The following is a 25,716-nucleotide window of genomic DNA, read 5'->3' as shown; positions in this document are numbered from 1 at the left end:
TCGCTGCCTCTGCCCCAACTGCCATACGCTCACTGAGACGTGGTGCCGCCACCGACGCCCTGCCAGATCAGCCGCTCCATAACTCTTCAGGGCTGTGGCATCTCTCCTTGTAGACTGCGGGAGCGGCGCGAGTGCTGGAATTGGTGAGACAGGCTGGTTTTAGGTACCAGTGCCCTAGCGGCGTGAGGGTTCGAGTCCCTCCTCGCGCACCCCGGCAACAGGCCCGGCTCACTTCTGCAGCGAGCCGGGCCTGCGGCTTCGTGGGAGGACGTCACCCCACAAGCTCCCGCACCACCCGCACCAGTGCCCGGAACGCCAGACCGCGGTGGCTGATCGCGTTCTTCTCCGCCGGGGTCAGTTCCGCGCAGGTCCGGGTCTCGCCCTCCGGCTGGAGGATCGGGTCGTAGCCGAAGCCGTGGGTGCCGGACGGGGTGTGGCGCAGGGTGCCCAGGAGGCGGCCCTCGACGACGCGTTCCGTGCCGTCGGGGAGCGCGAGGGCGGCGGCGCAGGCGAAGTGGGCGGCGCGGTGGGGGGCGTCGATGTCGGAGAGCTGGGCCAGGAGCAGGTCCAGGTTGGCCCGGTCGTCGCCGTGGGTGCCGGCCCAGCGGGCGGAGAAGATGCCGGGGGCGCCGCCGAGCACGTCGACGCAGAGGCCGGAGTCGTCGGCGATGGCGGGATGGCCGGTGGCCCGTGCCAGGGCGTGGGCCTTGAGGAGGGCGTTCTCGGCGAAGGTGACGCCGGTCTCCTTGACGTCGGGGATCTCCGGGTACGCGTCCGCGCCGACGAGTTCGTGGGTGAGGCCTGCGTCGGCGAGGATCGCGTGGAGTTCGGTGATCTTCCCGGCGTTGCGGGTGGCGAGGATGAGGCGGGTCATGTCCCGATTATCGCCGCCCGTGCCGGCGGGGATCACGGGGTGCAGATCTGGCCGATCTCCGTGGCCGGGGGCGGATACGCGGACGGGCGCACGGTTCGGCCCGTGCGCCCGTACCCGTATCGGCGCTGTGGGGTGGGTACTTGGTTGCTCCTCTACCCGGCCCCGCGCCCGTCCCTACGCGCCGAGGGTGCGGGTGAGGGCGTCGTTCTGGAGCGCGGTGAGGTCGGCGCAGCCCGCGGTGGCGAGGTCGAGGAGGGCGTTCAGCTCCTTGCGGTCGAAGGGTTCGGCCTCGGCGGTTCCCTGGACCTCGACGAAGCGGCCGTCGCCGGTGCAGACGACGTTCATGTCGGTCTCGGCGCGGACGTCCTCCTCGTAGCAGAGGTCGAGGAGGGGGGTGCCGTCGACGATGCCGACGCTGATGGCGGAGACGGTCCCGGTCAGCGGCTTGCGGCCGTGCTTGATGATCTTCTTGCCCTGGCCCCAGGCGATGGCGTCGGCGAGGGCGACGTAGGCGCCGGTGATGGCGGCGGTGCGGGTGCCGCCGTCGGCCTGGAGGACGTCGCAGTCCAGGACGATGGTGTTCTCGCCGAGGGCCTTGTAGTCGATGACGGCGCGCAGGGAGCGGCCGATGAGGCGGCTGATCTCGTGCGTGCGGCCGCCGATCCTGCCGCGTACGGATTCGCGGTCGCCGCGGGTGTTGGTGGAGCGGGGCAGCATGGAGTACTCGGCGGTGACCCAGCCTTCGCCGCTGCCCTTGCGCCAGCGCGGGACGCCTTCGGTGACGGAGGCGGTGCAGAAGACTTTGGTGTCGCCGAAGGAGATGAGTACGGATCCTTCGGCGTGCTTGCTCCATCCGCGTTCGATGGTGACGGGGCGGAGCTGGTCAGGGGTGCGGCCGTCGATACGAGACATGGCGTCGACTTTATCGGGTGCGGGGAGTGGGCCGTTGCGGTGCGGTGAGTGGGCCGTTCCGGTGTGCGGGAGGGGTGCCCGCGGCCGGGTGCGCCGCAGGCCCCGTCCTGGTGGGGGCGGGGCCTGCGGGTGTCGGGCGGGCGGGCCCGTACGGGTTCAGCGGTGGGTCACATCATGTCTTCGATGTCGGCGGCGATGGGGTCCGCGTCGGTGCCGATGACGACCTGGATCGCGGTGCCCATCTTGACGACGCCGTGCGCGCCGGCGGCCTTGAGCGCGGCTTCGTCGACCTTGCTCGGGTCGATGACCTCGGTACGGAGGCGGGTGATGCAGCCTTCGACCTCTTCGATGTTCTCGATTCCGCCGAGCCCGGCGACGATCTTCTCAGCCTTGCTGGCCATGGCCTTCTCCCTGGTTCTTCACGTACATGTGACGGCCCACCATGGGTCCGTTTCGTCACGGTAACGCACGGTTGGCCCAACTTCGCGAGCGAGCAGCCGAGCCATCACCAATGATGACGATCACCGGCGCCCTGTCTTCCGGACGGGCTCCGCACCGTACCGCAACTGGTCTACACCAGTGTGCAACGACCCCCAATTGCGCTTTGTTCCGGGAGGACGCCGATGAGCTCCAGCAGCGCAGCGATCCCACAGAAGCAGTGGTGGAACGGCCTGTTCCAAGGCCTCCAGAAGATGGGGCGCAGCCTTCAGCTGCCGATCGCCGTGCTGCCGGCGGCCGGCATTCTCAACCGGCTCGGTCAGCCGGACGTCTTCGGTGACGACGGTCTCGGCTGGACCAATATCGCCAAGGTGTTCGCTGCTGCCGGTGGTGCGCTGCTGGACTCGGGGCTCGGTCTTCCTCTGTTGTTCTGTGTCGGTGTCGCGATCGGTATGGCGAAGAAGTCGGACGGTTCGACCGCTCTGGCGGCGGTGACGGGCTTCCTCGTCTACTACGCGGTGCTGCACGCCTTCCCGGTGGACTGCGGGGGCGGTTCGACGTTCGTGTCGGGCGGCACCTGGTTCGGTACGTGTGTCACGGACGACGCGCAGGTGACGGCCGCCGCGTACCAGAACCCGGGGGTGTTCGGCGGGATCGTGATGGGGCTGATGTCGGCCTGGTTCTGGCAGCGGTTCCACCGGGTCAAGCTGGTGGACTGGCTGGGCTTCTTCAACGGCCGGCGGCTCGTCCCGATCATCATGGCGTTCGTCGCGCTGCTCTTCGCGGCGCTGTGCGCGTGGCTGTGGCAGCCGATCGGTGACGGTCTGACGAGCTTCTCGAAGTGGCTGGTGGACCTGAACTGGCTGGGGTCGGGCATCTTCGGTGTGGCCAACCGCGCCTTGCTGGTGATCGGTATGCATCAGTTCCTGAACACGTTCGTCTGGTTCCAGTTCGGTGACTTCACCAAACCGGACGGGACGGTCGTGCACGGTGACATCAACCGGTTCCTGGCGGGTGACCCGACGGCCGGTCAGTTCACCACGGGCTTCTTCCCGATCATGATGTTCGCCCTGCCGGCGGCCGCGCTGGCGATCTACCACTGCGCGAAGCCGCATCGCCGCAAGGCGGTCGGCGGCATGATGGTGTCGGTCGGCCTGACGTCGTTCGTGACGGGAATCACGGAGCCGATCGAGTACTCGTTCCTGTTCGTCGCGCCCGTGCTGTACGCGATCCACGCGGTGCTGACGGGTGTGTCGATGGCGCTCTCGTGGGCGCTCGGGGTGAAGGACGGTTTCAGCTTCTCGGCGGGTCTGATCGACTACGTCATCAACTGGAGTCTGGCCACCAAACCATGGCTGATCATCCCGATCGGCGTGGCGTTCGCCGTGGTGTATTACCTGATCTTCCGGTTCGCGATCACCAGGTTCAACCTCCAGACCCCGGGCCGCGAGCCCGACGAGGTGGAGGAAGAGATCGAGAGCAACCTCACGAAGTAGCCGCTGAACGGGGCCGCAGCCCCGTCCGGCCAAGGCCCTCGGACCACTCGGTCCGGGGGCCTTCGGCATGTCACCGTGCGTGGACGGTGGCTACTGCGAAGTAGTCGGAAATTGCAGGTTCCTTATCTAACCCTCACCGTGCTAGAACTGGTCTACACCACTCAGTGGTCCAGACCACGCGCCGTTCTGCGGCGCGTTTCTCGAGTCGCCGCCCACCCGGAACCCCTGTCCCCGGCGGCGCCTTGCCCAATGGAGGAAGTTGATGTCCACGGCTGGCACCGCTCCCGCGGTCACCAAGAAGAAGGGCGCCGGAGCGATGGCTGTCATGCAGCGCATCGGCCGCAGCCTCATGCTGCCGGTCGCGGTGCTGCCCGCAGCCGCCCTGCTGGTCCGCTTCGGACAGGGCGACATGCTCGGCAAGGAGTCCTTCCCGGACTTCATCAACAAGATCGCCGGCTACATGGCGGCGGGCGGCGGCGCGCTGCTCGACAACATGCCGCTGCTGTTCTGCGTCGGTATCGCGATCGGCTTCGCCAAGAAGTCGGACGGCTCGACGGCCCTCGCGGCCGTCACGGGTTACCTGGTCTTCCAGAAGGTGCTCGCCACCTTCACCGACAGCAACCTTCCCAAGGTCGCTGCCGTGGCCGACGGCAAGATCGTCATGAACGAGGCCCCGGTCGACGCCGGTGTGCTCGGTGGCGTCGTCATGGGCATAATCGTCGCCCTGCTCTACCAGAAGTTCTACCGGACCAAGCTGCCGGACTGGGCGGGCTTCTTCGGTGGCCGCCGTCTGGTCCCGATCCTCTCGGCCTTCGCGGGCCTGGTGGCCGGCATCGTCTTCGGTCTGATCTGGCCGGTCCTCGGCGCCGGGCTGCACAACCTCAGTGAGTGGCTCGTCGGATCCGGTGCTGTCGGCGCGGGCATCTTCGGTGTCTTCAACCGTGCGCTGATCCCGATCGGAATGCACCACCTCCTGAACTCCTTCCCGTGGTTCCAGGCCGGTTCGTACACCGACGGCGGCGTGGAGTACCACGGCGACATCGCGCGCTTCCTGCACGGCGACCCGAGCGCGGGCCAGTTCATGACCGGCTTCTTCCCGATCATGATGTTCGCCCTCCCGGCCGCCTGCCTCGCGATCACCCACTGCGCCCGCCCGGAACGCCGCAAGGTCGTCGGCGGCATGATGTTCTCGCTCGCCGCCACCGCGTTCGTCACCGGTGTGACCGAGCCGATCGAGTTCACCTTCATGTTCATCGCCCCGGTGCTGTACGCGATCCACGCGGTGCTGACCGGTGTCTCGATGGCGCTCACCTGGGCCCTCGGCATGAAGGACGGCTTCGGCTTCTCCGCCGGTGCGGTCGACTACTTGCTGAACCTCGGTATCGCGGAGAAGCCATGGCTGCTCGCGCTGGTCGGTCTCTGCTTCGCGGCGATCTACTACGTGGTCTTCCGCTTCGCGATCACCAAGTTCAATCTGCCGACGCCGGGCCGTGAGTCCGACGAGGAGCTTGCCGAGCTCCAGAAGGCCGAGGCCAAGTAGGCGCAGCGGGCAGGGCGCCGCAGCCTTCCCCACCCTCCCTCACCGGACCTTGCGGTCCGGTGAGGGAGGGTGTTCTGCGTTGCCGGCCGTGTCCTGCTCATCGACTCGGCGTGGGCAGCAGCGTGACCGACGACTTCCGCATGCTCAGGCAACTGCTCGACGAGATCACCCCGGCCTGCGACAGCACCCTGTAGGCGGCCGGGGGCGGGGCGCTAGGGTCTTTCGTTTGGATCAGGCTGGATCAGGGAGCGGGGTCCGGTGCCGTGCATCGCAAGGCGGAGGAGGGAGTCATGGCGGAGTCATGGCGACCGACGACAACGCCGCGAGGTGCGGCACCGGACCCCGCGAGCCCAGCATGATCCAAACGAGAGGCCCTAGATCTCGTAGACCGCGCCCGGGACCGCCAGCTCCGTCGGGCCGTCGAAGACCTCGCGGGCGTCGCACAGGTTGCGCCCGGCGTCGGTCCACGGCGGGATGTGGGTGAGGACCAGGCGCCCCACCCCGGCGCGGGCGGCGAGCTCGCCTGCCTCGCGGCCGTTGAGGTGGAGGTCCGGGATGTCCTCCTTGCCGTGGACGAACGACGCCTCGCAGAGGAAGAGGTCGGCGCCCTCGGCCAGCTCGTCCAGGGCCTCGCAGATGCCGGTGTCGCCCGAGTACGTGAGCGACCTGCCGCCGTGCTCGATGCGGATGCCGAACGTTTCGACGGGGTGGCGGAGCTTCTCCGTACGGACCGAGAAGGGGCCGATCTCGAACGAGCCGGGCTTCAGCGTGTGGAAGTCGAAGACCTCGCCCATCGCGTCGTCGGACGGGGTGTCGGCGTGGGCGGTGGTGAGCCGCTGCTCCGTGCCGTCGGGACCGTAGACCGGGATGGGGGCCAGTCGTCCGCCCTCGTGCGGGTAGTAGCGGACGACGAAGTACGCGCACATGTCGATGCAGTGATCGGCATGGAGGTGGCTGAGGAAGATGGCGTCGAGGTCGTAGAGACCGACGTGGCGCTGCAGCTCGCCGAGGGCGCCGTTGCCCATGTCGAGGAGCAGCCTGAAGCCGTCGGCCTCTACGAGGTAGCTCGAGCATGCCGATCCCGCGGACGGGAACGAGCCGGAGCATCCGACGACGGTGAGCTTCATGGAGCGTGAACCTCCGAGACGTGGGAGCGGGGAGGGTTCGTGCGGTTCGTGGAGCGGTTTGTTGAGCGTAAGGCGCGAAAGACCTGGTCGCTCCTCCGGGGCCTGCCGTTGTGGGGGAACTCACCCGCGCTGTCACCGGTTCGATGGAAGGGGTGCGGGTGGGCGGGGGTGCGGTGCGGGTGGGGCGCGCGGGTGGGGGTTCGCCTGCGGCGCGCCTTGTCCCCTCCCCGTCCCTTCCCGTGACCGGGGCTCCGAGCGAATCAAGCCCCTCCGGCGATTGAGGAGCGGGGGTCCGGGGGCAGCGCCCCCGGGAACGGCGAACGCCGGGGGCCAGGACCGGTGTGGTCCGAGCCCCCGGCGTCCGGGGTGGGTAACGGCGTGCGGGCCTACGCCCAGAGCTGGCCCTGGAGCGTCTCGATCGCGGCCTCCGTCGTGGGCGCCGTGTACACGCCCGTGGACAGGTACTTCCAGCCGCCGTCGGCGACGACGAAGACGATGTCGGCCGGTTCGCCGGCCTTGACCGCCTTGTTGCCCACACCGATCGCGGCGTGCAGCGCGGCGCCGGTGGAGACGCCCGCGAAGATGCCCTCCTGCTGGAGGAGTTCGCGGGTACGGGTGACGGCGTCGGCGGAGCCGACGGAGAAGCGGGTGGTGAGGACCGAGGCGTCGTAGAGCTCGGGGACGAAGCCCTCGTCGAGGTTGCGCAGGCCGTAGACCAGGTCGTCGTAGCGCGGCTCGGCCGCGACGATCCTGATGCCCTCGACGTGCTCGCGCAGATAGCGGCCCACGCCCATGAGCGTGCCCGTCGTGCCGAGGCCCGCCACGAAGTGGGTGATCGACGGGAGGTCGGCGAGGATCTCCGGGCCGGTGGTGGCGTAGTGGGCGCCCGCGTTGTCCGGGTTGCCGTACTGGTAGAGCATCACCCAGTCGGGGTGCTGCGCCGACAGCTCCTTGGCGACGCGGACGGCGGTGTTGGAGCCGCCGGCCGCCGGGGAGGAGATGATCTCGGCGCCCCACATGGTGAGCAGGTCGCGCCGTTCCTTCGAGGTGTTCTCGGGCATGACGCAGACGATGCGGTAGCCCTTGAGCCTGGCCGCCATGGCGAGCGAGATGCCGGTGTTGCCGCTGGTGGGTTCGAGGATGGTGCAGCCGGGGGTGAGCCGGCCGTCCTTCTCCGCCTGCTCGACCATGTGGAGCGCGGGGCGGTCCTTGATCGAGCCGGTGGGGTTGCGGTCCTCCAGCTTGGCCCAGATGCGGACGTCGTCCGACGGTGACAGCCGCGGCAGGCGGACGAGCGGGGTGTTGCCCACTGCGGCGAGCGGGCTGTCGTAGCGCATCAGTTCATGCCGCCGGCGACGGCCGGGAGGATGGTGATGCTGTCGCCGTCGCTGAGCTTGGTGGAGATGCCGTCGAGGAAGCGGACGTCCTCGTCGTTGAGGTACACGTTCACGAAGCGGCGGAGCTCCTCGCCGTCGACGATGCGCTCACGGATGCCGGTGTGGCGGGTCTCCAGGTCCTTGAAGAGGTCGGCGAGGGTCTCTCCGTTGGCCTCGACGGCCTTGGCGCCGTCGGTGTAGGTGCGGAGGATGGTCGGGATGCGGACCTCGATGGCCATGGCGTGGGCTCCTGTCGAAGCGGAGTGGTGGCGGTGGGCGTGGGACGCGCGGCTGTGCCCCCGCGCGGGGTGGTACGTGTGTGTGGTTGCGCCCGGCCGGGGCGGCGCCGGGCCTCGGCCCGGCTCAGGCCTCGCGGCCGGCGGTCCGATGGTTCGTACAGATCGCACTGGAGAGCCGGCACAGATCGACGTGCAGGCGCGCCACGAGCAGCGTGCCCGGCGTCTTGTCGCTCACGTCATGGAGAACCATGCGCTCATCGTATCGATTCCCGGTCCGGAATCCGGAATGTGATCTCAGCTGGTGGATGGTCTACGTTCGACAGGCGGACAGGGCCGCGGTGGCGGCCCTGTCCGGCCGCAGAAGCGGGTCCCGGTGGCCGGGGTCAGGCGGCGCTGTAGGCGTCGACGACCTCGACGTCCTCCTCGGTGATCTCGCCGTCCACGATGCGGTACGAGCGGAACTGGAAGGGCCCCGCGCCGTCGATGTCGGCGGTCGACACGAGGACGTAGTGGGCGCCGGGTTCGTTGGCGTAGGTGACATCGGTGCGGGAGGGGTAGGCCTCGGTCGCCGTGTGCGAGTGGTAGACGATCACGGGTTCCTCGTCGCGGTCGTCCATGCCGCGGTAGAGCTTGAGGAGATCGGCCGAGTCGAATTCGTAGAACGTGGGCGAGCGGGCCGCGTTGAGCATGGGGATGAAGCGTTCGGCGCGGTCCGTTCCGGCCGGCCCGGCGACCACGCCGCACGCCTCGTCGGGGTGGTCGGCGCGGGAGTGCGCGACGATCTGGTCGTACAGCGCCTGGGTGATGGTCAGCATGGCGCCCAGGATAGGACGACCGGCCCCCGCGTACCGAGGAGTGGTACGCGGGGGCCCGCATCGTGGACGCGACCCTTGGGGCGACTGCCGGACCGACTGCCGGGCCGGCTGCCCCCGTCCGGGGAGGTGCCGGTGGTCTCAGCGGCCGGCGAAGGCCTTGTTCCCCGGGTTGCGGGCCCTGAGCACCAGGTACGAGACGCCGAGGATCAGGGCCCACAGCGGCGCGCAGTACAGCGAGATCCTGGCGTCCTTGTCGATGCCCATCATCACGATGACCATGCCGATGAAGGCGAGGGCGAAGACGCTGGTGTACGGGGCGCCGGGGGCCCGGAAGCCGGACTGCGGCAGGACGCCGCGGTCGGCCAGCCGGCGGTAGCGGAGCTGGCTGATCAGGATCATGATCCAGGCCCACATGCCGGAGATGGTGGCGAAGGAGACGACGTAGGTGAAGGCGTCCCCTGGCCACTGGTAGTTGATCCAGACGCCGACGAGCATCAGGGCGGCCGAGACGGTGGTGCCGACGAGCGGGGTGCCGCTCCTGGTCAGCCGGGTGAAGGCCCTCGGGCCCTGTCCGTTGAGCGCGAGGTCGCGCAGCATACGGCCGGTGGAGTACATGCCGGAGTTGCAGGAGGAGAGCGCCGCGGTGAGGACCACGAAGTTGACGATGCCCGCGCCGAGACCCAGGCCCATCTTCTGGAAGGCGGCGACGAAGGGCGAGATGCCCGGCTGGAACTCGGTCCAGGGGACCACCGAGAGGATCATGACGAGGGCGCCGACGTAGAAGAGGGCGATGCGCCACGGCACGGTGTTGATCGCCTTGGGCAGGACGCTCTTCGGGTCCTTGGACTCGCCCGCGGTGACGCCGACGAGCTCGACGGCGAGGAAGGCGAACATCACGATCTGCAGGGTCATCAGGGTGCCCGAGATGCCGTGCGGGAAGAAGCCGCCGTCCGCCCAGAGGTGGGTGACGGACGCGGAGTCACCGGCGTCGGAGAAGCCGAGGGTGAGGATGCCGGCGCAGATGAGGATCATGCCGACGATGGCGGTGACCTTGACCATCGAGAACCAGAATTCGAGTTCACCGAAGACCTTCACGGAGATCAGGTTCACGCCGTACAGAATGACCGTGAAGATCAGTGCGGACACCCATTGCGGGATGTCGAACCAGAACGTCATGTACTGGGCCGCCGCGGTGACTTCGGTGATTCCGGTGACGACCCAGAACAGCCAGTACGTCCAGCCGGTCACAAAGCCGGCGAAGGGCCCGATGAATTCGCGGGCGTACTCCGAGAAGGAGCCCGAGACCGGGCGGTACATGAGGAGTTCGCCCAGGGCCCGCATGATGAAGAAGATCACCAGGCCCGCGACGGCATAGGCCAGGACGAGGCTGGGACCGGCCCTGGCGATGGCCTTGCCGGCGCCGAGGAAGAGGCCGGTGCCGATGGCCCCGCCGATCGCGATCATCTGGATCTGGCGTGCCCCGAGGGCGCGCTGGTAGCCCTCGGCCGAGGTCGCGTCCGCTACCGCGGCCTGCGGTTCCTCCTGTCCCTCTTCGACTTTCGGCGATGTCATGTGGTGCGCCTTCCTCCACGCCGTTCCGCGCCTCGCGGCTGCGGACCAGGCCCGATCCACCGGACATTACGTGGCACACATCACAGGAGAAAGCGGACGAAGGCATTCGGGTTGCCGCACAGAAACGGATCCGGCCCTCGGCCGGGCCGCGTTACGGCATAAGGGTCTCGATCAGCGTTTCCTGGAGTGCGCCCAGCCAGAGATAGGCCATGACCATGGGCTTGCGCGGATCGCTGTCGGGGAGCCGGTAGAGGGAGCCCTCCTCGCCGCCGTCCTCGTCGGAGACCTCCAGCCGGGCGCCGATGGTCAGCCGCAGGTCGTTGAGGGTCCCCAGCCAGCTGCGGCACTCCTCGGCGGTGAGCCGGAGCACGGCGCCGCCGTCCCCGGCGGGCGCGAGCCCGTCCAGGGTGCGTACGACGGCGAGGGCGTCGTCGCGCTTGCGGGTGCGCAGGTCGTTCTCGGTGAAGCGGCGGAACTCGGCGGAAGCGGCGCGCAGTTCGTCGTCCTCGTCGCCGTAGGCCTCGGGGAAGAGGCGGGCGAGGGCCGGGTCGGTGGGCGGTTCGCTGGGGCCCTCGGCGAAGAGCGCGGCGAGCGGGTCCTCACCCTCGGCGGGTTCGTCTCCGGGGCCGATGAGCTCCAGCAGCTGGACGACGAGGGAGCGCAGGATCGCGATCTCCACCTCGTCGAGCGCGACGGCCGCGCCGCCGCCGGGGGTGGCCTCGAAGTGGCCGGCCATGGGTTCTCTCCGATGGTGGTCGGTCGGGCGGGTGAGGTGGGGCGGGGCGGGTCCGCTAGTGGCGGTTAGTTGCGGTCCTGGGTGAGTGTGGCCCACAGCCCGTAGCCGTGCATCGCCTGGACGTCGCGTTCCATCTCCTCGCGGCTTCCGCTGGAGACGACGGCGCGGCCCTTCTGATGGACGTCGAGCATGAGCTTGTGGGCCTTGTCCTTGGAATAGCCGAAGTAGGCCTGGAAGACATAGGTCACATAGCTCATGAGGTTGACCGGGTCGTTGTGGACCAGCGTCACCCAGGGGACGTCGGGCTCGGGGACAACGAGGTTCTCCTCGGCCGATTCGGGACGTTCGATCTCTACGGGGGCGACGCTCACCTACCCCATGCTGCCACTTGGGAGGGGGCATCGCACAAACGGCCCCGGCACCGCGCGGGGCGCGACACCCCCATCTCGTCACTTTGACGAAATAGGGGTAGCATCCCCGGCATGAACTCTGCGGACCTTGGGCGACGGGTCGGTGTGCCCTCGACAGCGCTCTTCACCGACCAGTACGAGCTCACGATGGTGCAGGCCGCGCTGAAGGCCGGCACCGCCGACCGGCGCTCGGTCTTCGAGGCGTTCACCCGCCGGCTGCCCGAGGGACGGCGCTACGGCGTCGTCGCGGGCATCGGACGGGTTCTGGACGCGGTCGAGAACTTCCACTTCGACGACGAGATGCTCGCCTTCCTCCGCGACCAGGACGTCGTGGACGGACCGACGCTCGACTATCTGGCCGATTACCGCTTCAGCGGGGACATCTGGGGCTATCCGGAGGGCGAGGTCTACTTCCCCGGCTCGCCGATCCTGCGGGTGGAGGGCTCCTTCGCCGAGTGCGTGCTGCTGGAGACGGTGATCCTGTCGATCCTCAACCACGACTCGGCGATCGCCGCCGCGGCCTCGCGGATGTCGTCGGCGGCGGGCGGGCGCGGGCTGATCGAGATGGGTGCACGACGCACGCATGAGCTGTCGGCGGTGGCCTCGGCCCGTGCCGCGTACATCGGCGGTTTCGACACCACCTCCGACCTTGCCGCGGGCTTCCGCTACAACATCCCGACCGTCGGGACGAGCGCCCACGCCTTCACCCTGCTGCACGACTCCGAGCGCGACGCGTTCCGGGCCCAGGTCGACTCGCTGGGGCGCGACACGACGCTGCTGGTCGACACGTACGACGTGACGGCGGCGGTCCGTACGGCGGTCGAGGTGGCCGGGACCGAGCTGGGGGCGGTCCGGATCGACTCCGGCGACCTGCTGCTGGTCGCGCACCGGGTGCGCCAGCAGCTCGACGAGCTGGGCGCGACGGGCACGAAGATCGTGGTGACCTCGGACCTGGACGAGTACGCCATCGCCTCGCTGGCCGCGGCGCCCGTGGACGCGTACGGGGTGGGCACGCAGCTGGTGACCGGCAGCGGGCAGCCCACCTGCTCGATGGTCTACAAGCTGGTGGCGCGGGCCGCCTCCGCCGATCCGGCGGACCCGCTGCGGCCGGTGGCGAAGAAGTCGCTGGGCGCGAAGACCTCCATCGGCGGCCGCAAGTGGGCGGCGCGCCGGCTGGACGAGGACGGCGTGGCCGAGACCGAGGTGATCGGGACCGGCCCGGTGCCGCCGGAGCTGGCCGGCCGGCAGCTGCTGGTGGAGCTGGTCAAGGCCGGCGAGGTGGTCGCGCGGGAGCCGCTGGACGCGGCCCGGGAGCGGCACATCGCCTCGCGGGCGGGGCTGCCGATGTCCGCGATGCAGCTGTCGCGGGGCGAGCCGGTGATTCCCACGGAGTACGTGTGAGGCGGGCGGGCGGTGGTGCGGGGGGCCGGGGGCGCCCGGTGGTCACCTTGCCCTCGATCGCCGGACGGGCTCGATATGGCCGCGCCTCTCCCTGAGGCCCGTCCGAGTCCCTAGGCTCGTCGTCACCCCCGTAATCACCCCCGTAACCGCCGCCCCCTCCCCCACCGAAGGACACCCGCCATGCACCGCGCCTTGATCGTCGTGGACGTTCAGAACGACTTCTGTGAGGGCGGGAGCCTCGCCGTGGCGGGGGGTGCCGATGTCGCCGCCGCCATTACCGACCTGATCGGTGAGGCCCAGCCCGGCTACCGGCATGTCGTGGCCACCCGGGATCACCACATCGACCCCGGCGGCCACTTCTCGTCGGCGCCGGACTTCGAGCACTCCTGGCCGCCGCACTGTGTGGCCGGCACGGAGGGAGTGGGCTTCCACCCCAATTTCGCGCCCGCGGTCGCCTCCGGCGCGATCGACACGGTCTTCGACAAGGGGGCGTACGCCGCGGCGTACAGCGGCTTCGAGGGCCTGGACGAGAACGGTGTGGGGCTGGCCGAGTGGCTGCGCGACCGCGGGGTGACCGCGGTCGACGTGGTCGGTATCGCGACCGACCACTGCGTCCGGGCCACCGCGCTGGACGCGGTCCGCGAGGGCTTCGCCACGCACGTACTGCTCGACCTGACCGCGGGCGTCGCCGAGGCGACCACGGACCGGGCGCTCACAGAGCTCCGGGAGGCGGGCGTGGCGCTCGCCGGCAAGCCCGTGGTGTAGCGGGACCGGGTCAGCTCTGCCGGGCCGGCAGGGCGGGCCTCAGGAGCGCCCGGATCGGGTGCCAGAGTTCCTGGGCCCGCTCGGGTCTCGCCCGCCACAGCACGCCGTCCGGGTGGTGCAGGACGGCGGTGATCTCGTCCGGGGTGGGTGGCTCGGCGTTGCCCCGGAGGTAGACGGCGCGCAGTCCCAGATTGCGCAGCCGGGTCAGTGCGCGGGCCCGGTTGGCCGCGTGCACCAGGACGCGGACCGGCGTGTCCGGCCCCACGCTCTGCGCCGGACTGGGCAGGGTGATCGCGACGACCACCCTGCCGTTCGGCAACTTGCTGAATCCTCCGCCTGCCATACTCCGCGCTCCCCCGTGAGACGTTGTGTCAATAAGAAACGGAACAAGAGGCACCTAAACACGATCGGCCGCCGCCCGCTAGAGGGCGACGGCCGATCATGCTCTGACCTGCGGTGATGCCGGATTACTTGTGCGAGGCGCCAACCTGGACGGTCATCGTGGAGCCGCTGAGCGGCTCGCTGATGATCGAAATCCTGGTGTTGGTGTCAGCGACCTGCACGCTTCCGGTCTTGTTCTCCTTGTACCAGTAGGTTCCCTTGTGGTCGTCGAAGACCGGCACGCCGAGCTGCGGCTTGATCTTCGTGGCCACGTCACCGAGGTGGAGCGTGAAACCGTCGGTGGGGTACCAGCTGAACGGAGCGTCGAAGGGCTGGATCTTGTTACGGATGACGGTGCCGTCAGACCACTTCAGCGGCTTGGCGTGCGCGTCGACCGGCAGGATCAGGCCCTGGCCCGGGTGGGCCGAGACGTTGTTGTCCTTCTGGGAGGTGTCCCAGAGCCAGACGAGCAGACCGTTCTGGTACGGGAAGTGCTCGACCCAGTCCGGACGGGTGTTGGAGAAGCCGAAGTTGTACGGGCCGACCTTGAGGGTCTGGTCGTAGCTGACGTACTGGCGGTTCTCCGCGAGGTAGTACTGCGGGTAGTCCTTGGTGAACGACTTGCCGACCCGCGAGAAGCCCTTGGCGGTCCAGCCGTTGTCGTCGCCCTCGGCGTTGTCCGTGAAGAGCGCGGCACCGTCCGCGTTGACCGCGATGGTGTCGGCCGCGAAGCCGATGCCGCCCGCGCCGCCGTCGGTGGCGTAGCGGAAGCGGATGTCGATCTTCTTGCCCGCGTAGGCGTCCAGCGGGAACGAGAGCTTCTGGTACTTGCCGGAGACGTCGGTCAGGGCCGGCTTGTCACTGGCGTCGCGCGGGATCGCCTTGCCGTCGGCGGTGCCGTCGATCGCGGTCCAGCTGGTGCCGCCGTTCTCGGAGACCTCGGTGTAGAGGTAGTCGTAGTCCGCCTCGATGTCCCACCAGCCGGCGAGGTCGAGGGAGGCCTTGGACTTGCCGGTGAGGTCGACCGGGCGGGACAGGGTGTTGCTGAGGTTGTCACCCATGTCGCTCCACCACTGCTTGGCGCCCTCCGCGGGCTCCGTGACGGCGGTGGTGACGGCCTTCTCGGGCAGCGTGACGACGAGCGCCTGCTTGTCCTTGGTGTTGTACTCGGACACGCCCAGTTTGTGGGTCGACTTCGTCGCGGCCTTGGCCTCGCCGTAGTTGAGCCAGCCCAGCTGGAGCTTGTCCCAGGCGGTCATGTCGCCCGGCATGTCACCGATGCTGTTCTTACCGGTGCCGAGCCAGGAGCCCGCCGACATCAGGGACCAGAAACCGACCGAGTTCTCGGCGGTGTTGGTGGTGTCGTAGAGGTCCGGCAGACCGAGGTCGTGGCCGTACTCGTGGGCGAAGACGCCCAGGCCGCCGTTCTCGGGCTGCGCGGTGTAGTCACCGACCCAGATGCCGGTGTCACCGATCTGGGCGCCGCCGGCCTTGTTCTCGGCCGGGCCGGTCGCGCCGGCGTCCGTGCCGTAGGCGTACCAGCGGTGCGCCCAGATGGCGTTGGTGCCCTCGACGCCGCCGCCGGCCGACTCGTCCTCGCCGGCGTGCACGACCTGGAAGTGGTCGATGTAGCCGTCCGGCTCGTTGAAGTCGCCGTCGTTGTCGTAGTCGTAGCGGTCCCACTGGTCGTACTGGGCGAGATCGGTCTTGATCTGCTCGGGCGTACGGCCCTTGGCCTTCTGGTCGGCGGCCCAGGCGTTCACGCCGTCCTTGATCATGTCCCAGGCGTTGGAGCAGTTGGACGAGCCGCAGTAGTTGGAACCGTAGCGCGCCTCGTTGTACGGGACCTTGACCCAGTCGGAGACCTCGCCGTCCACCGAGTAGCGCCCGGAGGACGTCTTCTCGTAGTACGTCTTGAGCGAGTCCTTGCCGGCGCCCGCGCCGAAGTACAGGTCCTGGAAGTGGGCCTGGTTGTAATCGGCCTGCCAGGCGGTGCTGTTGTCCTTCTTGGGGTCCGGCTTGGCTATCTTGTTGTGCGCCGGTCCAGGGGTGCCGCCGTACTTCGGGACGGGAGGCTTGGGGCCGTCGCCGTCCGGGTCGTACGTGGTCGTGTTGTCGACCTTGTCGCCGAACTCCACCAGGATGGTGAAGATCTTGTCGGTCTTCTCCCGGCCGAGCTCGACGTACTTGTTGGCGTCGAGCTTGACGACGTTGGAACCGCCGCGCTTGGACACCTTCTTGTCGCCGGATATGACCTGTTCCATGGCGGCCTGACGCTGGGCGTCCTGCTGCTTGCTGAACGGGCCTTCCAGGTTGTGCGCGTTGCCCTCGGCCGACCCCGGGTCCCGGCGGTCGACGACGGAGGCAGCGGTGCCTGACGCCTTGTCATCAGCCTGAGCGGTGGCGAAGGCGGATGCGGTGGCGGCGGTCGCGGCCATGGCCACGACAACCGCTCCGGTGCGAAGCGCCCGTCTCTTAATGATCACGTGATGCAGTCCTCCCCGGCGCCCGCGACTGCGGCCTGGAGAGTGAGAGGGCCGCGCGCGGAAACGCGTCACAAGTGACGACATTCGACCGGAGTTACGTGAGAAAAGACAGACCTTGACTTGAACAGACCAAGTGCACTATGCAGGAGCACATTTCCGCTATCCGGACGACTGCTCCACGCCCAACCGGCGCGCCGAAGGCGTTCTTTGGCGCGGAGAATGACTCCGTGCGCCCCCCGTGCTCCGGCACTGTGGGTTAGGTCATGCTTACTACCCGTTCCGCGAGGGCATCCACCGTCGTAGAGTCGCTTGACAGTGCGACCCGTGTTGAGAGACCGCCCATCCGACGTCCCGAGGACGGATAACGCCATGCCGCGTCCTACTGCTGCACAGCTCTCCTACGGTTCGGTCACCGTTGTCTTCTCGACCCTCGCCATGCTGCTGCTGTCCCGTACGAGTTCGGACCTCGGCATCGCCGTGATCACTACGGCCGCGCTCGCGCTCGGCCTGCTGGTGGCCGTCACCGTGCCCGCTCCGGCACGCCGGAGGACGGCGACGACGCGGGACGCGGTGTCCGCACACCAGGAGACCCGCCCGGCCGCCGAGCCCGAGGGCAGCGCCCTGGGCCACGTACAGCGCACGATCCCGGCCGCACGCACCTCCGCACGGGTGGGCGAGCACTCACTGCGGCGCTGACGACCGGCGCGACCGGCGCGACCGGCGGAGCCGGGAAGGTCACGAGAGCCGCGAGACCCGGGAGAGTGCCGACACGCCCTCCCGGCCCGGCCCGGCCCGGCCCGGCCCGGCCCACACTGACCCGGACTGCCCCTGCCCCTGCCCCGGACTGCCCCTGACTGAACGAACCACGCTGCGCGGCTCTCAGACCGCGCCCTGGTTACTGGTGGTCACCACCACAGTCTTGGCCGCCTTGTCCTGGAGGCCCTGCCGGTACGGCTTGTCCGTGAACATCAGCACGATGTTGATCAGCCACCACAGGCACGGGCAGCACAGCAGCGCCGGCAGCCAGAGCACCACGGCCCGCAGGAACGAACTCCCGGTGTCCGGCACACTGCCGTCGTTGAGCATCGCGACCCGCAGTTTCAGCAGCCGCTTGCCGGGCGTGCGGCCGTCCTTGTGCGTGAAGTACGTGTCGTACCCGACGTAGATCACCAGGCCGATCAGCGACCAGAGCAGCTGATGGCCGCTGTACGTCTGGGCGAAGAGGTCACCGACACCGTCGTTGCCGTTGTTGTTGTTCGAGACCTCCACCGCGCCGCCCCAGGGCAGTGAGATCAGGTACAGCGGGATCGAGATGATCAGGAAGTCGATCAGCCGGGCCAGGACGCGCTTGCCGGGCTCGGCGAGCGGCGGCATGCCCGCCAGCGGGTCCGCCGCACCGAACTGGCCTCCGCCATGGGAGCCGGGGCCGTACGGCGGAGGCGGCGGCGCGCTGTCGTAGGGCGAACCCGATGACGGCGGCTGGGGCTCGTGCGGCTTCTTGAGGAACGGGTCGTCCTCGGGCGGCTGACCGGACGTCGGCTGATCGTTGCTCATGGGGGCAGTGCACCCCGCCCCACGGGCTCCCGCAACGGCTCAGGTGCTTTCGGGGGAACGGAGACCGTCCGACGGCCCATCACCCGATGAGCCGTCAGCCGTGCGGGTCCGAGCCGGCCGCGAGGGTACGGACCCGCTGAGCCGTCCGAGAAGGTTCCGAGAAGGTACGTCCCGCTCAGCCGGCCACGAAGGTGCGGGCCGCCTTGTCGTGCCAGCACTGGCGCCACGGCTTGTCGATCAGGCACCACAGCACGTTGACCGCCCCGATCACCAGGACGCCCAGCACGCCGTAGACCAGCCAGCGGCGCAGGGCGGCGCCGAAGGTGGGCGCCGATCCTGACTCGATGTCCCGTACGTCGAGTCCGCAGAGCTTCTTGCCGAGCGTACGGCCCCACTTCGCGGTCGGCAGCGCCTCCAGGAGGACACCCAGCACCAGGAACGCGACGAGGACCGCGGCGGCCAGGCCGGCCGTGGTGGAGTCCAGCAGCCAGACGGTGACCGTCTCGCCGGACAGTTTGGCCGCGTCGATCTTCTCGTTGATGTGGTCCGTGGCCCGCGTCGCGAGGGGGAGGGCCACGGCGCCGACGAGCGCGGCCAGCACCGCGGTGTCGATGAGCCGGGCGGCGAACCGCTTGCCGAGCGCGGCCGGCCGGGCGGCCGTCCGGGCCGCCGCGAGCTGCTGGAAGTGGTCGTTGACCGGGGGCTTCCAGGGCACGACGGGCTGGTGGGGCTGGTCAGGCTGGTGGGGCTGGTCAGGCTGAGGCGCCTGGGACTGCTGGGGCCCCTGGGGCTGGTGAGGCGTCTGAGACTGCTGGGGTGCTCGGGACTGCTGAGGTGTCTGCGACTGGTGAGGGGCCTGCGACTGCTGAGGGAACGCGGCCTGTTGCCGGCGCGCGGGTGCCTGAGGCAGGGCGGCCTGTTCGGGCCGGGCCTGCTGCGGGGCCTGCTGCGGGGCCTGCTGGGCCCAGGAGGTGCCGCCTCCGGGGCCACGCGTGGGCGGGCCGTCGAGCCGGGCCGGGTCCTGGGCGGCCCGGTCCTGCCGCGCGGGGCCCGGAGCGGGCGCGGAGGCCTGCGGGGCGGCCGCGGAGACGGCCGGGCCGATCGCACGGATCGCCATGGTGCCGTCCACGGCGGGCTGTTCGGCGGGCTGCCGTTCCGCGTCGCGCGGGACCGGCGGCCGGCGGCCGGGTCCCACGGCGCGGATCGAGACCGTGCCGTCGGCGGGCGGACGCCCCGCGTCGCGGTCGCCGCCACCGGAGCGGTCGGGGCGGGCGGCCCGGATGGCGACGGCGTTCTCAGGCCCGTCGCCGCCGTCCCGCATGCCCGGCACCACGCCGCGCTCGGGTTCCGGCCGCACGGGCCGGCGCGGGTCCGCGGGAGCACGGTCGGTGCCGGGGCGGACGGCCGGCGAACGGTCGCCGGACGAGCGGATCGCCGGGGAGCGGTCAGCGGGCGGGCCGGCCGCCGGGGAACTGCCCGCGGGCGTACGCGGGTCGGGGCCGGGCGCCGGCTGTTCGCCCTGGTGCGCGGGCTGTCCGCCGCCCCAGGAGACCCGGCGGTCGCGCTCGCCGCCGAAGCCGTTCTGCCGGGAGACGTCGGCCTGCCAGGCGTGCGACGGTCCGGGCCGGCCGTCGTCCTGCGGCTCCTCGTCGAAGAAGACCGGACCGGTCTCGTCCACCGGGGCGGGGTCGGGCCGCTGCGGTTCGGGGCGTTGAGGTTCGGGCCGCTGTGGTTCGGCCGCCTCCGGGACGGGTGCCGACGGCATCGCCTCGCCTGTCTGCGGGGCGGGCCTGCTCGTACCGGGCACCCACGAAGCGCCGTTCCAGTACCGGACGTATCCGGGAATGGACGGGTCTGGGTAGTACCCCTCGCGGGGGCTTTCGTCACCGGGTGCCGGGGTTGGGGCGCTCATCACCGTGGTCCCGTATCTCTTCGAGTCTCAGTACAGGGGTCCACATCTACCAGACACCCGCGTACCCCCGTGCCGGTCCGGGCGTTTGGCCCGCTTTCCGGTCACGCCAAACTTTTTCCCCGAAGTCGCGTAATGGATGGCGGGGAGGGCGCTCTCTCCCTGTGAAGGCCGGTCGCGGGACCGGCTCACAGGTCTCGAAAGGACGCCTCATGCACACCGTCGTGGAACGCGAGCTGGAGCTCAAGCTGGTCCTGTCGCCCGAGCGCAGCATCCCCGTGCCCGCCCGGCTGACGTATCGCACCCTGGACCCGTACGCCGTGCACATCACCTTCCACATCGGCTCGGACGCCCCCGTGTACTGGACGTTCGCCCGCGATCTGCTGGTGGAGGGCGTGTTCCGGCCGTGCGGGCACGGGGACGTACGGATCTGGCCCACCAAGATCGACGGGCGCAACATCATCTGCGTGGCGCTGACCTCGCCCGACGGCAACGCCCTGCTGGAGGTGCCGTCCGCCGCGGTGGCCGCCTGGGTGGAGCGGACGCTGCGGGTGGTTCCGCCCGGCACGGAGTCCGAGCGGCTCGGCATCGACGAGGGCCTCGCCGAGCTGCTGGCGCCGCTGCCGGCCGACGACCTGTGGATGAGCGATCCCTGGCCGTCGGACGAGGCGCAGGACGGGGAGAGTTGAGCGGGCGCGGCGGGGACGCCGGGTCAGAACACCTTGCCCGGGTTGAGCAGCCCGAGCGGGTCGAAGGCCTGCTTGATGCCCCGGTGCAGTTCCACGCTCACCTCGCCGAGTTCCCGGGCGAGCCACTCCTTCTTGAGCACGCCCACGCCGTGTTCGCCGGTGATCGTGCCGCCGAGTTCGAGGCCGAGCGCCATGATCTCGTCGAAGGACTCGCGGGCCCGCCGGGACTCGTCGGCGTCGGTGTGGTCGAAGCAGACGACGGGGTGGGTGTTGCCGTCGCCCGCGTGGGCGCAGACGCCGATGGTGAGGTCGTACTTCTCGGCGACGGCCGCGGTGCCCTCCAGCATGGCGCCGAGCTTGGAGCGCGGTACGCACACGTCGTCGATCATCGTGGCGGACTTGACGGTCTCCAGGGCGGTGAGCGACATCCGCCGGGCCTGGAGCAGCATCTCGGACTCGGCCGCGTCCTCCGCCGGGACGACCTCGGTGGCGCCCGCGGCCGTGCACAGCTCGGCGACGGCGGCCAGATCGGCCGCGGGGTCCGGCGTGTCGAAGGCGGCGAGCAGGAGGGCCTCGGTGGAGTCGGGGAGGCCCATGTTCGCCATCTTGTTGACGGCGTGGACCGTCGTACGGTCCATCAGTTCGAGGAGTGACGGGGTGTGACCCCGCTCCATGATCGCGCAGACCGCGTCGCAGGCACTGGCCGCGCTGGGGAACTCGGCGGCCAGGGCGAGCTGCCGGGGCGGCTTCGGCTTGAGCGCGAGCACGGCCTTGACGACGATCCCGAGGCTGCCCTCGGAGCCGACGAGGAGCCGGGTGAGGTCGTAGCCGGCGACGCCCTTCGCGGTGCGGCGGCCGGTGCTGAGGAGGCGTCCGTCCGCGAGGACGACGTCGAGGCCGAGGACGTATTCGGCGGTGACCCCGTACTTGACGCAGCACAGGCCGCCGGAGGCGGTCCCGATGTTGCCGCCGATGGTGCACATCTCCCAGCTGGAGGGGTCCGGCGGGTAGTACAGCCCCTGCTCGTCGACCGCGCGGGAGAGCACCGCGTTGATGACGCCCGGTTCCACCACGGCGATCCGGTCGACGGGGCTGATCTCCAGGATGCGGTCCATCCTGATCAGGGAGAGCACGATGCAGCCGTCGGAGGCGTTGGCGGCGCCCGACAGGCCCGTGCGGGCGCCCTGCGGGACGACCGGGACGCGCAGCGCCGTTGCGGTGCGCATGATGTGCTGGACCTGCTCGACGGTGCGTGGGAGTGCGACGACGGCAGGGGCGCCCGCGTCGCAGAAGCTCGCCATGTCGTTGGCGTAGGAGGCGGTGATGTCCGGGTCGGTGATCAGGGCCTCGGCCGGGAGCCCCGCACGCAGCAGTTCGAGAAGATCGTCCATGATCCAAGACTGGCATCCGGGCCCATTGGTGTGAACCCGTATGCGCCAGCCATCCCAAGACGCGGTGCGATCTTCGTACTGACGCAGAGTGATCGGCATGGACGTCACTCCGCAGCAGACCCCGGCGGCCCCCGGGCCGGACCACTCCCCCGACACCGCTTACGCCCCGCCCTGCGAATCCCCTCCGCGCCTGCCGCCGGACCCCGCGTCCCTGGCCGAGCCGCCGCCCGCCTCGCTGCGCACGACCCTGCGCCGGGCCGCGTTCGGCGTGGTGGCGGGCGCGGTGCTGGTGACGGGTGCGGTGGTCGCCGTGCCCGACGAGGACAAGGACGCGGCGCCGCCCCTGTCCGGTCCGGTGTCGCGGGCGATGACCGCGACGGCGGCCGGCTCCCCCGCCTCGCTCTCCGATCTGACGGCGCTCATCGGGGACCGGCAGGCGTGGGTGGGCACCCATCCGTCGGACGCGCAGTCGTGGGCGGTGCTGGGCTCCGCGTACGTGGAGTGGGGGCGGCGGGCCGCGGACGCGGCGTACTACACCCGGGCCGAGCAGGCGCTGAAGCGCTCGCTGAACGTGCGGCCGGGTGACCGGGGGAACGAGGCGGCCTGGGTCGGGCTCGCCTCGCTGGCCAACGCCCGGCGCGACTTCGTCACGGCGAAGAAGTGGGGCGAGACGGTACGGGCCCGGCTGCCGAAGCAGTGGACGGTGTACCCGGAGCTGATCGACGCGTACAACGGCCTCGGCGACCTCAAGTCGGCGACCACGGCGGTGGAGAAGTACGCGTCGCTGCGGGCGGGCGTCCCATCGCTGGGCCGGACGGCGGATATGTACCGCGACCGGGGCTGGCGCGAGGACGCGCTCGCCACCGCGCAGGACGCCGCGAACCGGGCGAGGACGCCCGCGGAGAAGGCGGCCTGCCTCTCCCGGCTGGGCGAGCTGGCCTGGGAGCGGGGCGAGCCGGAGGAGGCCGTGGCCCAGTACGGGGCGGCGCTGCGCACCGACCGCGCCCACCACGCCTCCCTCGCCGGCCGGGCGCGGGCGCTGGCGGCCCTCGGCCGCACCGACGAGGCCCAGCGGGACTACCAGGCGGCGCTGGCCAAGTCCCCCCGGCCCGAGTACCTGCTGGAGCTGGGCGAGTTGTACGAGTCGCTCGGCCTGGACGGCGACTCCGTCAACCAGTACACCCGGCTGCGCGAGGCGCTGTCCCGCGCCGGGGCCCAGGGCGTGGACGAGGCCCTGCTCCTCGGCCGCTTCGAGGCCGCCCACGGCGACGCGGACGCGGCGGCGGAGCAGCTGCGGGCGGAGTGGGACCGCGGGCACCACAGCGCGGCGGTGGCCGATGCGCTGGGCTGGGCGCTGCACCGCTCGGGCGACTCGGACTCGGCCCTGGAGTACGCGCGGAAGGCGGTCGACTCGGGCGGCCAGAACGCGTCGTACGCGTACCACTTGGGCATGGTCCAGCGCGCGTTGAACGACTTCGGTCCGGCCCGCCGCAGTCTGGAGGAGGCGCTGCGCACCAACCCGAAGTTCTCGCCGCTGGACGCCCCGAGGGCGCAGGAGGCCCTGGACACCATGGGGGAGCCCCCGGCGGGTGGCCCGCAGGACATGCGGCCCGCGCCGCCGCAGGCCCCGGCACCGGCGCCGCCGCGGGCCGAGCAGCCGCAGGTGCCGGCCCCGTCTCCGGCACCTCCGGAGCAGGGGGCGGCGGGCGCGGCGGGCGCGGCGGGCCCACCGGCGGCGTCCGCGGCGAAGCCGTCGGCGGCGGGGGCGTCGGCGGGCCGCTGACGTCTCCCCTGACGGTTCCGCGCCCGCGCCGGATCACTTGAGCCTGCGGGAGGCTCCTCGGGTCAGCGGGTGCAGATGGTGGACGCCTGCACCTGCGCCTGCGCCTGGGCCTGGGCCTGGGCCTGCGCAGAACGTTCAGGCACATCGGGCCGGGCCGCCTCGGACCGCAGTGAGCTCCATTGGGTTGCCAGATCCACAGCGCTCCTCCCTTCCTGTCCCCCTCTTGACGGGGAAGGAGCCTCGCCTGCTGCACGACCCCATTGAGACCTGCGTCACAGGGAAGGTCCCAACACGCGAGGGCGGGCCGATGCCCTGGAGGTCACCGGCCCGCTGCGCCGTCAGGACCCCGGCCGCTCAGCTCCGGGTGCGGCGACGGCGCAGCGCGATGCAGCCCGGCGCGCCCGCTCCGGTCACGACGAGGGCCGCCGCGGCCACGGCGATTACCGGGACACCGCTGCTCCCGGTCGAGGCCGGCTGCTGGATTCGCGCGGCCGCCACCGGCGCCGGCTCCGTCCCCCTCGCTCCCGCAGCGGGTCCGATCACCACCAGTACACGGGGTAGGTCTGCTTGCCGACGCGATTGCCGACGATGCCCACGGCGACGAGGATCACCGTGGCCAGCGCGAGCATCGCGAGGAACGTGCCGATCGGGGGGCTGGAGAGCGCGACGATGACAGCGGTTGCCGCGGCGGGCGAGTGACCGACGCGGAGGGCGAGCATGGCGCCGAGCGCCAGGCCGCCGGCGACCGCGGCGCTCCACATTCCCGCTCCGCCGATGGCGAGAACGAGGTATCCGGTGAGTGCGGAGACCAGCTGGCCTCCGATCACGTTGCGAGGCTGCCCCAGCGGCGTGGCACTGGCGCCTGCCACCAGGGCCATGCTCGCGGCCAGCGGGGGAATGAGGACGGTTTCGTCGAGCCACTTGCCGGCTGCGACGAGAGCGAGGAGAGCGACCACGCTCGTGGCCGTGGCGATGAGCATCGCGAGTGGGCTCAATCGAGCCGGGGCCTTGCTTGCGTACCAAGCCCGCGCTCGTGACGTCCCAGCCTCGCTACGGGAGGGGGCCGTTGCTTGAGTCATCTGATTGAACCCTTCGTTCCGAGATGGCTTCATCGTCGTTTGCTAATGGCAGTGCCATTAGCAAACGACGATGACTCTCCCATGCCTACTAATGTATTGCAAGGCGAGATACCATTAGCTCATGAGAGAAGTGACGATGGCTGACGTCCCGGTGCATGGCGAGCCGCTCGCTCTGGACCTGGTGAACACGACGTTCGTCAGGGGTGGGCTGCGCGGGCATGTCGTCGATGCCCTGTGCGGGCCCGAGGCGCTGCACGAGTGGCTGGCCGCCCACCGCAACGAGTTGGGGGCCGAGGCCTTGGAGAGCCCGGCCGGGGTGAGCGTCGGCGACCTTGAGGTACAGCGCTTTCAGGAACTGCGCCAGGCCCTGCGCGAGGCACTGACCGCCGAGACCTCGGGTACCACCTGGCCGGACACCGCCGTTCGCCGTATCAATCGTGCTGTCCACGGAGCGACGCGATGGAGGGAACTGTCCGCGACCGCCCCTGCTGGATCGGTCGAGGTGTGGTCGACGAAGGACTGGGCCACCGCGGCGCTGGTCCGAGTGGCGGAGTCCGGCGTCGCGCTGCTCTCCGGAGAGCAGCGCGACGCCTTGCGAGCCTGCCGGGCGCCAGGCTGCATCCTGTTCTTCGTGCAGAGCGGCCCCGCCCGGCAGTGGTGCTCATCGGGGTGCGGCAACCGGGTCAGGGTGGCCCGGTACGCAAGCCGGAGGAAGAGCGCCGTCGACGACAGGGGTTGAGGTT

At 70.3% G+C, this 25,716-nt stretch carries 26 protein-coding genes and 1 tRNA gene; 9 read left to right on the top strand and 18 right to left on the bottom strand.

Features of this window, described 5'->3' with window-relative positions; translation table 11 throughout:
• The first annotated feature begins 125 nt into the window (after positions 1-125).
• A tRNA-Leu gene (locus tag ACZ6S6_RS11790) sits at positions 126-209 on the top strand.
• Positions 210-271: 62 nt separating this feature from the next.
• Here ACZ6S6_RS11790 and rdgB read toward each other — a convergent pair.
• The 3 genes from rdgB to ACZ6S6_RS11775 form a co-directional block, all read right to left on the bottom strand.
• Positions 272-874, bottom strand: coding sequence for an RdgB/HAM1 family non-canonical purine NTP pyrophosphatase (gene rdgB / locus ACZ6S6_RS11785; protein ID WP_469705174.1), 603 nt, complete (start codon positions 872-874; stop codon positions 272-274).
• 174 nt (positions 875-1,048) lie between these two features.
• On the bottom strand, positions 1,049-1,786 hold the full coding sequence (gene rph, locus ACZ6S6_RS11780; RefSeq protein ID WP_469705172.1) for a ribonuclease PH: 738 nt from the start codon (positions 1,784-1,786) through the stop codon (positions 1,049-1,051).
• Between the two features lie 167 nt (positions 1,787-1,953).
• The gene (locus tag ACZ6S6_RS11775) at positions 1,954-2,187 is read right to left on the bottom strand and encodes a PTS sugar transporter subunit IIB (protein WP_018517946.1); all 234 of its coding nucleotides are present in this window, start codon (positions 2,185-2,187) and stop codon (positions 1,954-1,956) included.
• A gap of 222 nt (positions 2,188-2,409) precedes the next feature.
• Here ACZ6S6_RS11775 and ACZ6S6_RS11770 point away from each other — a divergent pair, with 222 nt between their 5' ends.
• Both ACZ6S6_RS11770 and ACZ6S6_RS11765 read left to right on the top strand, forming a co-directional pair.
• Complete coding sequence (locus ACZ6S6_RS11770) at positions 2,410-3,720, top strand: PTS transporter subunit EIIC (protein WP_362965023.1); 1,311 nt, start codon at positions 2,410-2,412, stop codon at positions 3,718-3,720.
• A gap of 262 nt (positions 3,721-3,982) precedes the next feature.
• Entirely contained in the window at positions 3,983-5,260 is a 1,278-nt protein-coding gene (locus ACZ6S6_RS11765; RefSeq protein ID WP_362965025.1) for a PTS transporter subunit EIIC, read from the top strand.
• A 374-nt stretch (positions 5,261-5,634) separates the two neighbouring features.
• Here the strand turns inward: ACZ6S6_RS11765 and ACZ6S6_RS11760 are convergent, their stop codons facing one another.
• From ACZ6S6_RS11760 to clpS, 8 genes are all read right to left on the bottom strand, one after another.
• Entirely contained in the window at positions 5,635-6,387 is a 753-nt protein-coding gene (locus ACZ6S6_RS11760; protein ID WP_362965027.1) for an MBL fold metallo-hydrolase, read from the bottom strand.
• Positions 6,388-6,773: 386 nt separating this feature from the next.
• The gene (locus ACZ6S6_RS11755; RefSeq protein ID WP_362965029.1) at positions 6,774-7,724 is read right to left on the bottom strand and encodes a PLP-dependent cysteine synthase family protein; all 951 of its coding nucleotides are present in this window, start codon (positions 7,722-7,724) and stop codon (positions 6,774-6,776) included.
• On the bottom strand, positions 7,724-8,002 hold the full coding sequence (locus ACZ6S6_RS11750; protein WP_362965031.1) for a MoaD/ThiS family protein: 279 nt from the start codon (positions 8,000-8,002) through the stop codon (positions 7,724-7,726). Before ACZ6S6_RS11750 ends, ACZ6S6_RS11755 begins: the two co-directional genes overlap by 1 nt.
• A 124-nt stretch (positions 8,003-8,126) precedes the next feature.
• Positions 8,127-8,252 carry a putative leader peptide gene (locus ACZ6S6_RS11745; RefSeq protein ID WP_311305474.1) on the bottom strand — a complete coding sequence of 42 codons (126 nt, stop codon included), beginning with the start codon at positions 8,250-8,252 and terminating at the stop codon, positions 8,127-8,129.
• A gap of 133 nt (positions 8,253-8,385) precedes the next feature.
• The gene (locus tag ACZ6S6_RS11740) at positions 8,386-8,817 is read right to left on the bottom strand and encodes a M67 family metallopeptidase (RefSeq protein WP_362965033.1); all 432 of its coding nucleotides are present in this window, start codon (positions 8,815-8,817) and stop codon (positions 8,386-8,388) included.
• 138 nt (positions 8,818-8,955) lie between these two features.
• Positions 8,956-10,389, bottom strand: coding sequence for an amino acid permease (locus ACZ6S6_RS11735; RefSeq protein WP_469705166.1), 1,434 nt, complete (start codon positions 10,387-10,389; stop codon positions 8,956-8,958).
• A gap of 151 nt (positions 10,390-10,540) precedes the next feature.
• Positions 10,541-11,125: a DUF2017 domain-containing protein gene (locus tag ACZ6S6_RS11730; protein ID WP_469705164.1), complete on the bottom strand. Its 585-nt coding sequence runs from the start codon at positions 11,123-11,125 to the stop codon at positions 10,541-10,543.
• Between the two features lie 65 nt (positions 11,126-11,190).
• Positions 11,191-11,496 (bottom strand): ATP-dependent Clp protease adapter ClpS, encoded by a 306-nt coding sequence (gene clpS / locus ACZ6S6_RS11725; protein ID WP_018555894.1) that lies wholly within the window; start codon positions 11,494-11,496, stop codon positions 11,191-11,193.
• Positions 11,497-11,607: 111 nt separating this feature from the next.
• Between clpS and ACZ6S6_RS11720 the strand changes: the two genes are divergently transcribed.
• Both ACZ6S6_RS11720 and ACZ6S6_RS11715 read left to right on the top strand, forming a co-directional pair.
• Entirely contained in the window at positions 11,608-12,936 is a 1,329-nt protein-coding gene (locus ACZ6S6_RS11720; protein WP_362965039.1) for a nicotinate phosphoribosyltransferase, read from the top strand.
• Positions 12,937-13,116: 180 nt separating this feature from the next.
• The gene (locus ACZ6S6_RS11715; RefSeq protein WP_362965041.1) at positions 13,117-13,701 is read left to right on the top strand and encodes an isochorismatase family protein; all 585 of its coding nucleotides are present in this window, start codon (positions 13,117-13,119) and stop codon (positions 13,699-13,701) included.
• A 10-nt stretch (positions 13,702-13,711) separates the two neighbouring features.
• Here ACZ6S6_RS11715 and ACZ6S6_RS11710 read toward each other — a convergent pair whose 3' ends face one another.
• Positions 13,712-14,044 (bottom strand): hypothetical protein, encoded by a 333-nt coding sequence (locus ACZ6S6_RS11710; RefSeq protein WP_362965043.1) that lies wholly within the window; start codon positions 14,042-14,044, stop codon positions 13,712-13,714.
• Positions 14,045-14,168: 124 nt separating this feature from the next.
• Complete coding sequence (locus ACZ6S6_RS11705; protein ID WP_362965045.1) at positions 14,169-16,568, bottom strand: immune inhibitor A domain-containing protein; 2,400 nt, start codon at positions 16,566-16,568, stop codon at positions 14,169-14,171.
• Between the two features lie 369 nt (positions 16,569-16,937).
• On the opposite strand from ACZ6S6_RS11705, the gene ACZ6S6_RS11700 reads away from it, so the two are divergent.
• Positions 16,938-17,264, top strand: coding sequence for a hypothetical protein (locus ACZ6S6_RS11700; protein ID WP_469705159.1), 327 nt, complete (start codon positions 16,938-16,940; stop codon positions 17,262-17,264).
• Positions 17,265-17,447: 183 nt separating this feature from the next.
• On the opposite strand, the gene ACZ6S6_RS11695 is transcribed toward ACZ6S6_RS11700, so the two are convergent.
• Together ACZ6S6_RS11695 and ACZ6S6_RS11690 are read right to left on the bottom strand one after the other, a co-directional pair.
• Positions 17,448-18,122 carry an RDD family protein gene (locus tag ACZ6S6_RS11695; protein ID WP_362965049.1) on the bottom strand — a complete coding sequence of 225 codons (675 nt, stop codon included), beginning with the start codon at positions 18,120-18,122 and terminating at the stop codon, positions 17,448-17,450.
• 175 nt (positions 18,123-18,297) lie between these two features.
• Entirely contained in the window at positions 18,298-20,034 is a 1,737-nt protein-coding gene (locus tag ACZ6S6_RS11690) for an RDD family protein (RefSeq protein WP_469705156.1), read from the bottom strand.
• Between the two features lie 209 nt (positions 20,035-20,243).
• Here ACZ6S6_RS11690 and ACZ6S6_RS11685 point away from each other — a divergent pair, with 209 nt between their 5' ends.
• Positions 20,244-20,720, top strand: coding sequence for an SsgA family sporulation/cell division regulator (locus tag ACZ6S6_RS11685; RefSeq protein WP_362965053.1), 477 nt, complete (start codon positions 20,244-20,246; stop codon positions 20,718-20,720).
• Between the two features lie 23 nt (positions 20,721-20,743).
• On the opposite strand, the gene ACZ6S6_RS11680 is transcribed toward ACZ6S6_RS11685, so the two are convergent.
• A complete protein-coding gene (locus ACZ6S6_RS11680; protein WP_469705153.1) occupies positions 20,744-22,111 on the bottom strand; it encodes an FAD-binding oxidoreductase in 1,368 nt (455 codons plus the stop codon).
• Positions 22,112-22,208: 97 nt separating this feature from the next.
• On the opposite strand from ACZ6S6_RS11680, the gene ACZ6S6_RS11675 reads away from it, so the two are divergent.
• The gene (locus ACZ6S6_RS11675) at positions 22,209-23,894 is read left to right on the top strand and encodes a tetratricopeptide repeat protein (protein ID WP_469705151.1); all 1,686 of its coding nucleotides are present in this window, start codon (positions 22,209-22,211) and stop codon (positions 23,892-23,894) included.
• A gap of 354 nt (positions 23,895-24,248) precedes the next feature.
• On the opposite strand, the gene ACZ6S6_RS11670 is transcribed toward ACZ6S6_RS11675, so the two are convergent.
• Both ACZ6S6_RS11670 and ACZ6S6_RS11665 read right to left on the bottom strand, forming a co-directional pair.
• Entirely contained in the window at positions 24,249-24,392 is a 144-nt protein-coding gene (locus ACZ6S6_RS11670) for a hypothetical protein (protein WP_469705149.1), read from the bottom strand.
• Between the two features lie 41 nt (positions 24,393-24,433).
• Entirely contained in the window at positions 24,434-24,973 is a 540-nt protein-coding gene (locus tag ACZ6S6_RS11665; RefSeq protein ID WP_469705147.1) for an HPP family protein, read from the bottom strand.
• A 121-nt stretch (positions 24,974-25,094) separates the two neighbouring features.
• On the opposite strand from ACZ6S6_RS11665, the gene ACZ6S6_RS11660 reads away from it, so the two are divergent.
• Complete coding sequence (locus tag ACZ6S6_RS11660; protein ID WP_469705145.1) at positions 25,095-25,712, top strand: CGNR zinc finger domain-containing protein; 618 nt, start codon at positions 25,095-25,097, stop codon at positions 25,710-25,712.
• Positions 25,713-25,716: the final 4 nt, after the last annotated feature.

This window comes from Streptomyces sp. NPDC048671 (assembly GCF_055587045.1).
The sequence above is the reverse complement of the archived record's forward strand: the minus strand, read 5'-3'. Positions and strand labels throughout refer to the sequence as shown.

Bases quoted from the DNA above. Each gene is read 5' to 3' on its own strand.
- rdgB (WP_469705174.1), bottom strand. From the start codon at position 874: ATGACCCGCCTCATCCTCGCCACCCGCAACGCCGGGAAGATCACCGAA.
- rph (WP_469705172.1), bottom strand. From the start codon at position 1,786: ATGTCTCGTATCGACGGCCGCACCCCTGACCAGCTCCGCCCCGTCACC.
- ACZ6S6_RS11775 (WP_018517946.1), bottom strand. From the start codon at position 2,187: ATGGCCAGCAAGGCTGAGAAGATCGTCGCCGGGCTCGGCGGAATCGAG.
- ACZ6S6_RS11770 (WP_362965023.1), top strand. From the start codon at position 2,410: ATGAGCTCCAGCAGCGCAGCGATCCCACAGAAGCAGTGGTGGAACGGC.
- ACZ6S6_RS11765 (WP_362965025.1), top strand. From the start codon at position 3,983: ATGTCCACGGCTGGCACCGCTCCCGCGGTCACCAAGAAGAAGGGCGCC.
- ACZ6S6_RS11760 (WP_362965027.1), bottom strand. From the start codon at position 6,387: ATGAAGCTCACCGTCGTCGGATGCTCCGGCTCGTTCCCGTCCGCGGGA.
- ACZ6S6_RS11755 (WP_362965029.1), bottom strand. From the start codon at position 7,724: ATGCGCTACGACAGCCCGCTCGCCGCAGTGGGCAACACCCCGCTCGTC.
- ACZ6S6_RS11750 (WP_362965031.1), bottom strand. From the start codon at position 8,002: ATGGCCATCGAGGTCCGCATCCCGACCATCCTCCGCACCTACACCGAC.
- ACZ6S6_RS11745 (WP_311305474.1), bottom strand. From the start codon at position 8,252: ATGGTTCTCCATGACGTGAGCGACAAGACGCCGGGCACGCTGCTCGTG.
- ACZ6S6_RS11740 (WP_362965033.1), bottom strand. From the start codon at position 8,817: ATGCTGACCATCACCCAGGCGCTGTACGACCAGATCGTCGCGCACTCC.
- ACZ6S6_RS11735 (WP_469705166.1), bottom strand. From the start codon at position 10,389: ATGACATCGCCGAAAGTCGAAGAGGGACAGGAGGAACCGCAGGCCGCG.
- ACZ6S6_RS11730 (WP_469705164.1), bottom strand. From the start codon at position 11,125: ATGGCCGGCCACTTCGAGGCCACCCCCGGCGGCGGCGCGGCCGTCGCG.
- ACZ6S6_RS11720 (WP_362965039.1), top strand. From the start codon at position 11,608: ATGAACTCTGCGGACCTTGGGCGACGGGTCGGTGTGCCCTCGACAGCG.
- ACZ6S6_RS11715 (WP_362965041.1), top strand. From the start codon at position 13,117: ATGCACCGCGCCTTGATCGTCGTGGACGTTCAGAACGACTTCTGTGAG.
- ACZ6S6_RS11710 (WP_362965043.1), bottom strand. From the start codon at position 14,044: ATGGCAGGCGGAGGATTCAGCAAGTTGCCGAACGGCAGGGTGGTCGTC.
- ACZ6S6_RS11700 (WP_469705159.1), top strand. From the start codon at position 16,938: ATGCCGCGTCCTACTGCTGCACAGCTCTCCTACGGTTCGGTCACCGTT.
- ACZ6S6_RS11695 (WP_362965049.1), bottom strand. From the start codon at position 18,122: ATGAGCAACGATCAGCCGACGTCCGGTCAGCCGCCCGAGGACGACCCG.
- ACZ6S6_RS11690 (WP_469705156.1), bottom strand. From the start codon at position 20,034: ATGAGCGCCCCAACCCCGGCACCCGGTGACGAAAGCCCCCGCGAGGGG.
- ACZ6S6_RS11685 (WP_362965053.1), top strand. From the start codon at position 20,244: ATGCACACCGTCGTGGAACGCGAGCTGGAGCTCAAGCTGGTCCTGTCG.
- ACZ6S6_RS11680 (WP_469705153.1), bottom strand. From the start codon at position 22,111: ATGGACGATCTTCTCGAACTGCTGCGTGCGGGGCTCCCGGCCGAGGCC.
- ACZ6S6_RS11675 (WP_469705151.1), top strand. From the start codon at position 22,209: ATGGACGTCACTCCGCAGCAGACCCCGGCGGCCCCCGGGCCGGACCAC.
- ACZ6S6_RS11665 (WP_469705147.1), bottom strand. From the start codon at position 24,973: ATGACTCAAGCAACGGCCCCCTCCCGTAGCGAGGCTGGGACGTCACGA.
- ACZ6S6_RS11660 (WP_469705145.1), top strand. From the start codon at position 25,095: ATGAGAGAAGTGACGATGGCTGACGTCCCGGTGCATGGCGAGCCGCTC.